11 protein-coding genes are annotated in these 12,711 nt (G+C 44.9%); 6 read left to right on the forward strand and 5 right to left on the reverse strand.

The window, feature by feature from the left end; translation table 11 throughout:
• Positions 1–120: 120 nt before the first annotated feature.
• The 5 genes from Q7V21_RS10570 (at position 121) to Q7V21_RS10590 (ending at position 5,172) form a co-directional block, all read left to right on the forward strand.
• Positions 121–1,923 carry a DEAD/DEAH box helicase gene (locus tag Q7V21_RS10570; RefSeq protein ID WP_304917258.1) on the forward strand — a complete coding sequence of 601 codons (1,803 nt, stop codon included), beginning with the start codon at positions 121–123 and terminating at the stop codon, positions 1,921–1,923.
• 74 nt (positions 1,924–1,997) lie between these two features.
• On the forward strand, positions 1,998–3,227 hold the full coding sequence (locus tag Q7V21_RS10575; RefSeq protein WP_304917259.1) for a nucleoside recognition domain-containing protein: 1,230 nt from the start codon (positions 1,998–2,000) through the stop codon (positions 3,225–3,227).
• Between the two features lie 207 nt (positions 3,228–3,434).
• Positions 3,435–4,076, forward strand: a complete 642-nt coding sequence (locus tag Q7V21_RS10580; protein ID WP_304917260.1) for a 2OG-Fe(II) oxygenase — start codon at positions 3,435–3,437, stop codon at positions 4,074–4,076.
• The gene (def, locus tag Q7V21_RS10585) at positions 4,073–4,621 is read left to right on the forward strand and encodes a peptide deformylase (RefSeq protein ID WP_304917261.1); all 549 of its coding nucleotides are present in this window, start codon (positions 4,073–4,075) and stop codon (positions 4,619–4,621) included. The genes Q7V21_RS10580 and def overlap by 4 nt, the downstream gene beginning before the upstream one ends.
• Entirely contained in the window at positions 4,621–5,172 is a 552-nt protein-coding gene (locus Q7V21_RS10590) for a pyridoxamine 5'-phosphate oxidase family protein (RefSeq protein ID WP_304917262.1), read from the forward strand. The genes def and Q7V21_RS10590 overlap by 1 nt, the downstream gene beginning before the upstream one ends.
• Before the next feature lie 15 nt (positions 5,173–5,187).
• Here Q7V21_RS10590 and Q7V21_RS10595 read toward each other — a convergent pair whose 3' ends face one another.
• The 4 genes from Q7V21_RS10595 to Q7V21_RS10610 form a co-directional block, all read right to left on the reverse strand.
• Positions 5,188–6,240, reverse strand: coding sequence for a DUF3549 family protein (locus Q7V21_RS10595; RefSeq protein WP_304917263.1), 1,053 nt, complete (start codon positions 6,238–6,240; stop codon positions 5,188–5,190).
• 13 nt (positions 6,241–6,253) lie between these two features.
• The gene (gene argJ, locus Q7V21_RS10600; protein ID WP_304917264.1) at positions 6,254–7,480 is read right to left on the reverse strand and encodes a bifunctional glutamate N-acetyltransferase/amino-acid acetyltransferase ArgJ; all 1,227 of its coding nucleotides are present in this window, start codon (positions 7,478–7,480) and stop codon (positions 6,254–6,256) included.
• The gene (gene secA / locus Q7V21_RS10605; RefSeq protein ID WP_304917265.1) at positions 7,480–10,185 is read right to left on the reverse strand and encodes a preprotein translocase subunit SecA; all 2,706 of its coding nucleotides are present in this window, start codon (positions 10,183–10,185) and stop codon (positions 7,480–7,482) included. The genes argJ and secA overlap by 1 nt, the downstream gene beginning before the upstream one ends.
• Positions 10,186–10,320: 135 nt before the next feature.
• Complete coding sequence (locus tag Q7V21_RS10610) at positions 10,321–11,241, reverse strand: M23 family metallopeptidase (RefSeq protein ID WP_304917266.1); 921 nt, start codon at positions 11,239–11,241, stop codon at positions 10,321–10,323.
• Positions 11,242–11,267: 26 nt separating this feature from the next.
• On the opposite strand from Q7V21_RS10610, the gene Q7V21_RS10615 reads away from it, so the two are divergent.
• Complete coding sequence (locus Q7V21_RS10615; protein WP_304917267.1) at positions 11,268–11,720, forward strand: DUF721 domain-containing protein; 453 nt, start codon at positions 11,268–11,270, stop codon at positions 11,718–11,720.
• Here Q7V21_RS10615 and lpxC read toward each other — a convergent pair.
• Positions 11,717–12,634, reverse strand: a complete 918-nt coding sequence (lpxC, locus tag Q7V21_RS10620; protein ID WP_304917268.1) for a UDP-3-O-acyl-N-acetylglucosamine deacetylase — start codon at positions 12,632–12,634, stop codon at positions 11,717–11,719. The two genes, Q7V21_RS10615 and lpxC, sit on opposite strands and share 4 nt — an antisense overlap.
• Positions 12,635–12,711: the final 77 nt, after the last annotated feature.

Here is a 12,711-nt window from a genome sequence, read left to right on the forward strand (position 1 = left end):
GCCCATCGAAATAAATGAATGATTTTGCTATCTTTTCATAGAGCGGGCACGTATAATTGCATGCTCGCAAATGTCACTTTTACAGCTTTGTTTCCAAAGCTGCCCATCACAGGTTATTCAATGTCCACACCAGAAAACGATACAACACCCTCATTCGCTGAGTTAGGGTTAGCCGCTCCAATTTTACAAGCCGTACAACAACTCGGTTATGAAACCCCTTCGCCAATTCAGGCGCAAAGTATTCCGCCATTACTTGCTGGTAGAGATTTACTTGGTCAGGCCCAAACCGGCACCGGTAAAACTGCAGCTTTTGCCTTACCGCTGTTAAGCCGTTTGGATCTGAAAAACAAAGCTACTCAAATGTTGGTGCTAGCGCCAACTCGTGAATTAGCGATCCAGGTTTCTGAAGCGATCCAAAGTTACGCTCGTCACCTGAAAGATTTCCATATTCTGCCGATTTACGGCGGTCAAAGCATGGGCATTCAATTACGCTCATTACAACGTAAACCACAAGTTGTGGTTGGTACGCCTGGTCGTATCCTGGATCACATTCGTCGCGGTACATTAAAGCTGGATAAACTTGAAGCGTTAGTACTTGATGAAGCCGATGAAATGCTGCGTATGGGCTTTATTGATGATGTCGAAACCATTCTTAAAGAAACCCCTGAAAACCGTCAGGTAGCTTTATTTTCAGCGACCATGCCGGGCCCTATTCACCGAGTCGCACAGAAATATCTGAAAGATCCGGTGGATGTGCGTATTCAATCTAAAACCTCTACCGTCACCACCATTAACCAACGTTACTGGCAGGTTACCGGTATGCATAAACTGGATGCGTTAACCCGTATTCTGGAAGTTGAAGACTTTGATGGCATGATCATCTTTGTTCGCACTAAAAACGCTACCGTTGAGCTGGCTGAAAAGCTTGAAGCCCGTGGTTATTCTGCTTCTGCCATTAATGGCGATATGAATCAGGCGTTACGTGAAAAAACTATCGAACGCATGAAAAAAGGCAGTATCGACATTCTGATCGCTACCGATGTTGCTGCACGTGGTCTGGATATTGAACGCATGAGCCATGTGGTGAACTACGATATTCCTTACGATACTGAGTCTTATGTTCATCGTATCGGTCGTACCGGTCGTGCAGGTCGTAAAGGTGAAGCTATTCTGTTTGTCTCACCACGCGAAACCCGTATGCTGAGTGCAATTGAAAAAGCTACACGCCAGGTTATTACCAAAATGCAATTACCGAGCAGCGAAGATATTGCTGATCGCCGTGTGCTGCAATTTATGGAACAACTCAGTGAAACCATTGAATCCCAGGATCTGGCGTATTTTGAGACACTGATCAGCCAGTATCAAAAAGAGCATGATGCCGATCCGATTGCTATCGCAGCCGCATTAGCCTTTTTGGTTCAGAAAGATCGTCCTCTGAAACCGGTTAAACATGTCACCGAACGTCCGGCACGTGAAGATCGTGAACGCGCACCGCGCCAGGAACGTGAACGTGGTGAACGACCTGCTCGTGGCAGTCGTGATGAACGTCCACCACGTGAAAAACGCCCAGCGCGTCAACATCCAAATGAACCGGATATGGATACTTACCGCGTTGAAGTGGGTCGTGCAGATAAAATTGAACCACGTAATCTGGTCGGTGCAATTGCTAATGAATCAGGTATCGAAAGCCAGTTTATCGGACGCATTACCATTAATGAGGATCATAGTCTGATTGACCTGCCACAAGGCATGCCAAAAGATATGTTCCAGCAATTACGTAAGATTTGGGTTAATAACAAACAGCTGAATATGAGCCTGGCGACAGATGAAGCAGTTGCTGAAAATGATGCAGCTCGACCATCACGTCGTAGTTTCAGCAAAGAGGGTCCACGCAAATCAGGTAAGAAATTTAAGAAAAGCTAAAACTTAATCAAATAGCCACATAAAAAGTCACTGCTAGCAGTGACTTTTTTTTTGAGCATGCCACAATAGCGTCCATGCTCAATATCATCTGGATTGCCTTTTTTCTCATCGCTTTTGCGGTAGCTTTATTTAAGCTGCTGGTATTAGGCGACAGCGAAATCTTCAGCCAGATCATGCAGGCTTTGTTTGCCCTGTCCAAAACGGCTTTTGAAATTGCGATTGGCCTGACCGGCATTCTGGCTCTATGGCTGGGCATTATGAAAATTGGTGAGCGCAGCGGATTTGTTGAACTGTTAACCCGTGGCCTATCCCCCCTATTTACTCGCTTAATGCCTGAAGTACCCAAAAACCATCCAGCGCTAGGGGCGATGGTAATGAATATTTCCGCCAATGCTTTGGGACTGGATAATGCCGCGACCCCGCTGGGTATAAAAGCAATGCAGGAATTGCAAAAGCTTAATCCATTTAAAGATACCGCCAGTAATGCGCAGATTTTGTTTCTGGTGATTAACACTTCTGCCGTCACTTTATTCCCGGTGACTATTTTTACTTATCGTGCCCAAATGGGTGCCGCCAATCCGACAGATGTTTTTATTCCGTTGCTGATTGCTACTTATTTTTCAACCTTAATCGGTTTAATCACTGTCGCCGCGGTACAGAAAATCAATCTGCTGGATAAAGTCGTGCTGATGTATCTCGGTGGATTCAGTGCATTTGTGTTTGGGTTATTGGCTTATTTTGCCAGTCTGGAACAACAGCAAATGCTCGCTCAATCGGCCATTATCAGTAATGTGGTGATTTTTTCGCTGGTTATCTCCTTTATCGTTGCGGCTGCATGGCAGCGGGTCAATGCTTATGAAGCCTTTATTGAAGGAGCCAAAGAAGGTTTTTCAACCGCAGTAATGATTATTCCCTATCTGGTTGCCATGTTGGTCGCTATCGGGGTTTTCCGTGCCAGTGGTGCGCTTGAATTGCTTGCAGATGGTGTTCGTGCATTGGTGCTCGCGATAGGAATGGATGATCGATTTGTTGATGCGTTACCAACTGCACTGATGAAACCGTTCAGTGGTAGCGGTGCCCGTGCCATGATGATCGATACTATGGAAGTTCACGGCGCCGACTCGTTTGCCGGGCGTTTAGCCTCTATTGTTCAAGGCAGTACTGAAACCACTTTTTATGTATTGGCAGTTTATTTCGGGGCTGTCGGGATCAAGAAAATTCGACATGCTGTCGGTTGTGGACTGGCCGCAGATGTGGCAGGTATCACCGCCGCAATCTTTGTCGCCTATTGGTTCTTTGGTTAAGCATTATTTCAATAACCGCCTTTTTATCTGCTTTTATCAAAGATATTTGCTCTTTAGCTTAATATCGTAGAACCTGTCGGCGGTTATTTAGTGACAGCAAATAAAGCTCACTGAAAGTTGAAATTCTGCTACATTTTACCGCCCGTTCAATGGCTTAGCTTTCGTCGTCAGATAGCAACATGACTAACTTTTCTGGAGAAATATTTTTTGAACACTCAGTCAGTTGTTGATTTTGCTGTGTTCGATTTGATTGCCGATGCTTTGGCCACACAAGGTTATTGCATCCTGCCACGATTATTGCCCCCCGAGCTGGAACAGGGTTTATTCCGGCGTGTTGCCGGATTGGATGAACATAATGATTTAAAGCCTGCGGGCATAGGCCGTGAACAGCAACATCAATTGAACGAGACTATTCGCAGTGATGAAACACGCTGGCTGGATCCGCAAAATAGTGTTGATCAGGCCTATCTCAATCATATGGCAGATTTTCGTCTGGCGATGAATCAACGCTTGTTTTTAGGGTTGTTTGATTATGAAGCGCATTATGCGCACTACCCCAGTGGAGCGTTCTATAAACGCCATGTTGACGCTTTTAAAGGCCAATCCAGTCGGATCTTGACGACAGTGATGTATTTAAATCCGTTCTGGCAGACTCAGGATGGTGGGCAATTACAGATCTATGACATTAATGATGATAGTCTGATCACCTCTGTCGAACCTGAAATGGGCACTTTTGTGGTGTTTTTAAGTGAGCAGTTTCCACACGAAGTATTACCGGCCAAACGTGATCGCTATAGTATCGCAGGATGGTTTCGGGTTCATGATCCGCTACAGGCACCATTGATATGAACACAAACTTTGAGATTCTTGAATTAGGTCAAACTGATTTACGCCGAGTCGCCCTACCGATAACCGATATACACGATGCAGTATTACAACAGAATATTGATGCGCTGATTGCGTTTGTACAGCAACGCGGCGGTATGGGCATTGCAGCTACACAAGTCGGCATTAACCAACGGTTTTTTATTATGTCGAGTCATCCAAACGAACGATATCCGTATGCGCCGGATATGCCTGCAACCTGTGTAATTAATCCTGAAATTACCTGGCATTCCGACGCAATGGTAAAAGACTGGGAAGGTTGTTTGAGTGTTCCCGGATTACGTGCCTTGGTGCCACGTTATCAACAGATAAAAGTGCGTTACTGGTTACGTGACGGCACTCAGATAGAAGTGAAATATGATGATTTTATGGCCAGACTTTTTCAGCATGAACTGGATCATCTGGATGGGAAGGTATTTGTTGATCGAGTGGAATCAACAATGGAGATGATGACCGAATCCAGCTGGCGCAAGATGCTGGCAGAAACTGTTAAGGACAACCCTAAGTAATGGCACAACAATTTGATGCTTTATCGGATCGACTGATTGAGTTTATTCACAAACAACATCTGTTTTTTGTAGCGACCGCCACAGCTGACAGTCGCGTCAATCTCTCACCCAAAGGCATGGATTCATTAAGAGTCTTAAACAGTAATCGTGTGGCCTGGCTCAATGTGACGGGGAGCGGCAATGAAACCGCTGCACATATTCAAGAAAATCCGCGTATGACTATTATGTTTTGTGCGTTTGAAGGCAAGCCTTTAATTCTGAGGCTTTACGGACAGGCTCGGGCTATTCATCATAAGGATCCTGAATGGCAACAGTTTTACGGTTTATTTGACGCATTGCCCGGTGCAAGACAGATATTTATTCTGGATATCGATCTGGTACAAACCTCTTGCGGTATGGCTGTACCCTATTTGGATTATGTCGGTGAACGCGAGCTACTGAATAACTGGGCTGAGCGTAAAGGTGAAACCGGCATTCAAGAATATTGGCGTGAAAAAAATCAGTTCACTGTGGATGGTCTGGAAACTAATATTGTTAAAAAGAATATTTAGTCGACTTCGGACTCATTATTTGCCAAACATTTCCCCCACGGCTTTTGCCAGTGTTTCCGAACGTTTGGGATTACGCAGTACGTGCATAACCGGTTCACGCATTCCTGGAATAAATAATAAATCTGCTAATAACTGACTAAAACCAGGCTGACCGGCATCATTATGAGCGAGTTGCTCAAGATATAATTCACAGATTGGTTGTTTGACCAATGCCGGCCAGATACGACCACTGATGATAGCCAGCACTTCAATTTCGCGGCTGCAACGATGTTTCAGCACTTGCATCACCATACGTTCAACCAGACCTCGTGCAGGACTATTGGAAGCCGCTCGTAAACAGGAAATGATTTTGACCGTGTCCGGTTGTTTTTCTTGTAACTGGATATCTATTTGCTGCGCCAATACTTCGAGTATTCCTGCTGCCGGACTGGCATGTTCCAGTAATACACACAGGTTATGAAATGGTTCTTGAGGGAGTTTGGGCAATAGTTGAATCAGTCCCAAAGTAGCTTCATTGGTATCTAAACGAATAGCAAAATCGGCTAGCCCCTGCATCGCAAGTCCAGGCCATTTATCCACTGAAAGCTCACCTGTGAAATAATGATAAGCAGAGTCGTAATATTTTGAAGGTGGTAGCTTCAAAGCATAAGTGGCGTGGGCATTAAAAGCCGCCATTCGATCCTGACGCGGCTCAAAAGTATATGGACTGTCTTTTAAAGCACCCTGAATTTTGTCACCATCGGCGGCGGCCAACATTGCCTCGCCAAGTCTTTCCAGCAACATCAGCAAAAATGCATCACGTGCATCTGGAACCAATAAACCCTGTTCATCTAATGGAAATTGCAAAAACCAGACATATTGTTTTGTTGCTGCATCTGGATGCCAGAAAATAATACCCATCTGCGCCAAACGCTTGAAAGGATATGGATATGGACGCTGACAATTATCAAAGCTGACAAATTGCTCGGGAGTTAATTTACAAACCCGACGGCCCATATCAAACACCCGATATTGGGCACCACTTTGACGCAGAAACTTGCTCAACGTGTTGATCTGTCCAATATCCATATCTTACTCCGTATCAGGTACGGTATTCGGCGTTGATTTTCACGTAATCGTAGGAGAAATCACAGGTCCACACTGTTTTGGCAACCTCGCCTCTACCCAGTTTTACCCGAATGGTTATTTCTGACTGAGACATCACCTGTTGGCCTTTTGCTTCAGTATAGTCCACAGCCGGTTGACCACCATCGACAATACATACGGTATCCAGGTAAATAGCGATTTTCGATAAGTCCAGATTGGCTAGTCCACTACGGCCGACCGCCGCGAGAATACGACCCCAGTTTGGATCTGAAGCAAATAATGCCGTTTTCACCAAAGGTGAATGAGCAATGGTATAAGCGACTTGCTTACACTCTATTTCATCTGCGCCTTGCTCGACATCAATACTGATAAATTTGGTGGCACCTTCACCGTCGCGGACAATAGCTTGGGCCAGAAAACGGCTTAACTCGTTCAGCGCAGCTAATAACTGTTGTGCATCAAGACTATCAATATCATCAATTAAGATATTACCGGCCTGACCAGTAGCCATTAAGATGCAAGCGTCATTGGTTGAGGTGTCACCATCCACCGTAATGCTGTTAAATGATTGCTCCATCGATAATTCAAGCATTGCTTGCAACACTGGTGGGCTTATTGCTGCGTCAGTGGCGATATAAGACAACATCGTCGCCATATCGGGGCGAATCATGCCAGAGCCTTTGGCAATGCCCGTCAGCGTGATTTGCTGTCCGTTTAATGACAGTTCTACTGTGCGTGCTTTGGCAATGGTGTCTGTGGTCATAATGGCATGTGCTGCCGCAAACCAATTATCAGCCTGTAACTTGTCAAAAGCTTCTGGTAAGACAGTGGTTATTTTGTCCACCGGTAAAGGTTGGCCAATAACACCAGTAGAAAAAGGCAACACGGCGCTAGCGTCACACTGACCAAGCTCAGCCACCGCCTGACAACATGCTTTTGCTGCAGCTAAACCCGCATCACCGGTTCCAGCATTGGCATTACCCGAATTTATCAACAGAAAGCGTGTTGCCGATTGGCTCTGATGTTCTCTGGCAATCAATACCGGTGCAGCACAAAATGCATTACGGGTATAAACCGCAGCCGTATGGCTTCCAGCAGCCAGTTCAATTAATACAACATCCTGACGGCCTGGTTTTTTAATACCCGCACTGGCAGTGGCAAGGCGGATACCGTTGACCGGTTTTAATTCAGCGGCAATTGGAGCAGATAGATTGACTGCCATTATTTAATTGCGCCATGGCAGTTTTTAAACTTTTTCCCACTGCCACATGGGCACGGATCATTACGGCCAACTTTTTTGCCTTCACGAGTTAATGGCTGATTTGCTGAAGGATGTTCAGCTTCTGCTTCAGCAGAGGGACTTTCGTGCTGGTATTCAACATCTGCTGATTGACGGCGCTGTTCATCTACCGCTTCAACATCTTCCGGTGCACGGACTTTAACGCGGGATATTAAACTGATCACATCGTGTTTTAAGCTATCGAGCATTGCGGTGAACAGCTGGAACGCTTCGCGTTTATATTCCTGCTTAGGATCTTTTTGGGCATAACCACGCAGATTAATACCCTGACGTAGATAATCCATCTGCGCCAGATGTTCTTTCCACTGGGTATCCAGCGTTTGCAACATAATGGCTTTTTCAAAATGCCGCATCAACTCTGCACCCACTGTGGCTTCCTTGGCCTGGCAGGCCGCTTCTGCTTCATCAACAATGCGTTGGCGTAAAGTTTCTTCATGCAAACTATCGTCCGCTTCCAACCAGCCACTGATATCCAAGTCCAAAGCAAAATCATCACGCAGTGCCTGTTCCAGACCGGTGACATTCCATTGTTCATCAATACTGTTTGGCGGAATGTACAGACTGATAACATCATTAATAACGCTGCTGCGCATTGAAATAATAGACTCAGAAACATCATCCGATGCCATTAATTCATTACGTTGTTCGTAAATCACTTTACGCTGATCGTTAGCCACATCATCGAATTGCAGTAATTGTTTACGGATATCGAAGTTATGTCCTTCAACTTTGCGTTGAGCATTTTCAATGGCTCTGCTAACCCAAGGATGCTCAATGGCTTCGCCTTCTTCCATACCCAGTTTCTGCATCAACCCGGCCATGCGTTCTGACGCAAAAATCCGCATCAGATTATCTTCAAGTGACAGATAAAAACGGGTTGAGCCAGGATCACCCTGACGACCTGAACGACCACGTAACTGGTTATCGATACGGCGGGATTCATGGCGTTCAGTACCGATAATATGTAAACCACCGGCTTGCAAGACCAAATCATGGCGTTGTTGCCAGTCGGCTTTCACTTTGGCTTTTGCAGCCTCATCAGCATCCTCGCCAAGTTTTTCCAACTCAGCTTCAAGGCTACCACCAAGAACAATATCGGTACCACGACCCGCCATATTGGTAGCAATAGTTACTGAACCAGGTTTACCTGCTTCAGCAATGATGTGGGCTTCTTTTTCATGGAATTTCGCGTTCAATACTTCGTGCGGAATTTTGGCTTTGGTCAGCAATTTATCCAGATACTCAGAACTCTCGATCGAAGCGGTACCCACCAGCACCGGTTGTTTGCGTTTGATACATTCCTGGATATCCAACAGGATCGCGTCGAATTTCTCTTTTGCGGTCAAATAAATTCTGTCTGCTTCGTCTTTACGTTGCATTGGACGATGCGTTGGAATAACCACAACTTCCAGGCCATAAATGGATTGTAATTCGTAAGCTTCGGTATCAGCTGTACCGGTCATACCAGATAATTTTTTATACAGACGGAAATAGTTCTGGAAAGTGATTGATGCCAGCGTTTGATTCTCGTTTTGAATCTTCACACCTTCTTTGGCTTCAATTGCCTGATGTAAGCCTTCAGACCAACGACGGCCGGGCATGGTACGGCCAGTAAATTCATCGACGATAATGATCTGATCATCCTGAACGATGTATTCAACATCTTTATGAAACAGGACATGCGCTCTCAATGCAGCAGTAACATGATGCATCAGGCCAATATTGGCGGCATCATACAAGCTTGCATCAGCATCCAGCAGTCCTGCTTCAGTTAATAACTGTTCGATTTTTTCATGGCCGGCTTCAGTGAAATGAACTTGTTTGTTCTTTTCATCTACCGTGTAATCACCTGCGACTTTGATGTCGTCATCTTCACCTTCCTGTTTGGTGAGATGCGGAATTAAGGTGTTTATTTGCACATAACGCTCAGAGCTGTCTTCCGCCGGACCGGAAATAATCAATGGCGTTCTGGCTTCGTCAATCAGGATGGAGTCAACCTCATCGATAACGGCAAAGTTAAGCGGCCGTTGTACACGGTCTTCCAAACGAAAAGCCATGTTGTCACGCAGGTAATCAAAGCCAAACTCATTATTGGTGCCGTAGGTGATATCAGCTGCATATGCTTCACGCCGTTCATCGCCACTTAAGCCACTGACGATGACCCCGGTAGTTAACCCGAGAAAACCATAAAGTTTGCTCATCCAGGCCGAGTCACGTTTAGCAAGATAATCATTGACTGTGATTACGTGAACGCCTTCACCGGTCAACGCATTCAGATAAACGGCCAGAGTTGCCACCAGTGTTTTACCTTCACCGGTTTTCATCTCTGCGACTTTGCCGTCGTTCAGCACCATACCACCAATCAACTGTACATCGAAATGGCGCATTTCCATGACCCGTTTACCCGCTTCACGGACTACTGCAAACGCTTCAACTAAAATATCATTGAGCGTTTGGCCGTCATTTAATCTTTGTTTAAATTCGATGGTTTTGGATTTTAAGGCAGCATCATCCAGCTTTTCGTATTCGCTTTCCAATTCATTGATAAGGCTAATTTGTTTCTGCAGCTTTTTGATAACACGATCGTTGCGACTGCCAAAAACCTTACTGAAAAACTTGCCTACCATGACTGAACTACCTGTTGATTTGTGTCGAATTGACGACGGTTTGATAAATCACGTGATTATAACGCGTACTATTGAGAAGATCGAAGATCAACTTAATCTTTTATGTGGTGACAGAAAGTGTAATTACAAGAGGGATTATTCGATGTAATTAAAAGGATTCACGGATTTACCGTCTCGCAGCACTTCAAAATGGACATGAGGCCCGGTTGATCGGCCAGTTGATCCCATCAGCGCAATGACATCACCTTTGCTGACCCTATCTCCAGTCGTTACTTCCAGCGATTTATTGTGAGCATAACGAGTTACATAACCGTTTCCGTGATCGATCTCAACCAGACCACCATAATCGCCTCGCATACCAGCCCAGCTAACAATGCCATCCGCAACAGAAATCACTGCACTGCCAGTTTTACCGGCGAAATCAATTCCATCATGGAAGGACTTTTTTCCATTGAAAGGATCAACTCGATAGCCATAAAAAGATGAAATCCAACCTTCATCAACGGGTCTGCCAGTTGGGATTGCACCAGTGATGTTGTCATTCGTAATCAAATAATCTTGTAATGCGGTTAACGTGTCCTGTTGATTCGCAAAGTCTTGCGACAGACGAACTAAACTTTCTTCGAATTCAGCATTAGATAACCAGTCACCGGATTTTTCGATACCGCCCATGCCTGGAGTAAATTCCAAATCAAAGTCACTCAATTCAAAACCCGCAATTTCAGCTAATCGCTGGCTGAGCATTTTCAAGCGGATGGCTTCAGCCTGTAATCCACCAAGCTGTTGAGCATAGAACCCTTGAATAGCTTCATTTGCAGTAGTGTTATCACTGATGGAGTACGGATCGGGTTTAGGTGTGAGGAGTTGAGCAGTTGGAAAATATTTTGAATCTTCAGTTGATGTCAGAGTAGTTTTATCATCAATGTAGTTCATCGCTGAAATGGTTACTGCAATGGTGATTGATAACACAAACATTGTCAGCAACATCAGAGTGGTTCGGCTTAAATGCCAGTTCTTATGGCCGGTATTGTCGGCGGATATTATGATAATCTGCATACTTATCCTCGTCCCGGTATTGAGACATGTCAAATAAACCGCTTCATTTTGCAACTGTGTGCCAGAGTAATCAGCAACTACAGCAAATTGCGAAGCGCGCCCAAAAATTAACCCAGCTTAACAGCATTCTGCAAGAAATTTTACCTTCGCAGTTCGCAGGGCATTGCCAGCTGGCAAATCTGAATGACAACAAAATTATCATCCATACCGAAAGTGCGGCAATTGCAAGCTTGTTACGCTTTCATTCCGCAACTATTTGTAAAACACTTTCCAACCAATTGGCTGTAAAAATTGATCGCGTAGAAGTCAAAGTAAAACCCGGTCATTCTGCTCAGAAATTACCCAGATCCAACACGATTGATATGTCTAATAACAATGCAGCGCTGATTGCTCAGACCGCCGCCGGATTAGACGATGGTCAGCTCAAAACAGCGCTGCATAAACTCGCAAAGCGAGGTGAATTTTCTAATGACTCCTAGCTGACTATTGAAGCAGCTGGTCGACTGAATACAATTGGTGCATCTGCATCTTCTTCAAATGTCACCAATTCCCAGCAATCCTGTTGAGCCAGAAGTTTACGTAATAAACGATTGTTAACCTCGTGGCCAGATTTATGACCAACGAATGCACCAATCAAGCTGTGACCTAATAAATAGAGATCGCCAATGGCATCAAGCACCTTATGACGAACAAATTCATCTTCATAACGCAGGCCATCTTCATTTAATACACGAAAGTCATCGACAACGATGGCATTGTCCATACTGCCACCAAGCGCCAGATTCATTTCCCGCAATTTTTCGATATCTTTCATAAAACCGAAAGTCCGGGCACGACTGACTTCTCGAACAAATGATGTGGAGGAGAAATCAACATCAACCTGTTGTGGTCTGCCAGTAAATGCCGGATGTTCAAAATCAATGGTAAAAGAGACTTTGAAACCTTCAAATGGCTCAAACTTAGCCCATTTATCACCATCTTCCAGTAATACAGGCTTTTTAATACGAATAAATTGCTTGGCTACTGCCTGCTCTTCAATGCCCGCGGATTGCACCAGAAACACAAAAGGTCCGGCGCTGCCATCCATAATAGGCACTTCAGCTGCATTCAAATCAATATAAGCATTATCGATACCCAGCCCGGCAAAGGCTGACAATAAATGTTCCACGGTTGAAACCCGCTGACCATTTTGGATTAATGTGGTTGACAGGGCAGTCTCACCCACATTTTCCGCTTTGGCTTCGATTTCAACAACTGGGTCCAAATCAACTCGACGGAAAATTATGCCTGTATTAGGGGCAGCCGGACGCAATGTTAAATACACCATCTCACCGCTGTGTAATCCCACACCTGTGGCACGAATCACATTTTTCAATGTTCGCTGCTTAATCAAGGTGCTCTACCCCCTTCTAGTTTAATCATCCGACAATAATATCATAGGCTTATATTACATAACCATCTTCGTTAGTC

It is taken from the genome of Methylophaga sp. (genome assembly GCF_030651745.1).

What these genes read in the sequence shown, in the direction of transcription:
- Q7V21_RS10570 (WP_304917258.1), top strand. Translation starts at nt 121, where the DNA reads ATGTCCACACCAGAAAACGATACAACACCCTCATTCGCTGAGTTAGGG.
- Q7V21_RS10575 (WP_304917259.1), top strand. Translation starts at nt 1,998, where the DNA reads ATGCTCAATATCATCTGGATTGCCTTTTTTCTCATCGCTTTTGCGGTA.
- def (WP_304917261.1), top strand. Translation starts at nt 4,073, where the DNA reads ATGAACACAAACTTTGAGATTCTTGAATTAGGTCAAACTGATTTACGC.
- Q7V21_RS10590 (WP_304917262.1), top strand. Translation starts at nt 4,621, where the DNA reads ATGGCACAACAATTTGATGCTTTATCGGATCGACTGATTGAGTTTATT.
- Q7V21_RS10595 (WP_304917263.1), bottom strand. Translation starts at nt 6,240, where the DNA reads ATGGATATTGGACAGATCAACACGTTGAGCAAGTTTCTGCGTCAAAGT.
- argJ (WP_304917264.1), bottom strand. Translation starts at nt 7,480, where the DNA reads ATGGCAGTCAATCTATCTGCTCCAATTGCCGCTGAATTAAAACCGGTC.
- secA (WP_304917265.1), bottom strand. Translation starts at nt 10,185, where the DNA reads ATGGTAGGCAAGTTTTTCAGTAAGGTTTTTGGCAGTCGCAACGATCGT.
- Q7V21_RS10610 (WP_304917266.1), bottom strand. Translation starts at nt 11,241, where the DNA reads ATGCAGATTATCATAATATCCGCCGACAATACCGGCCATAAGAACTGG.
- Q7V21_RS10615 (WP_304917267.1), top strand. Translation starts at nt 11,268, where the DNA reads ATGTCAAATAAACCGCTTCATTTTGCAACTGTGTGCCAGAGTAATCAG.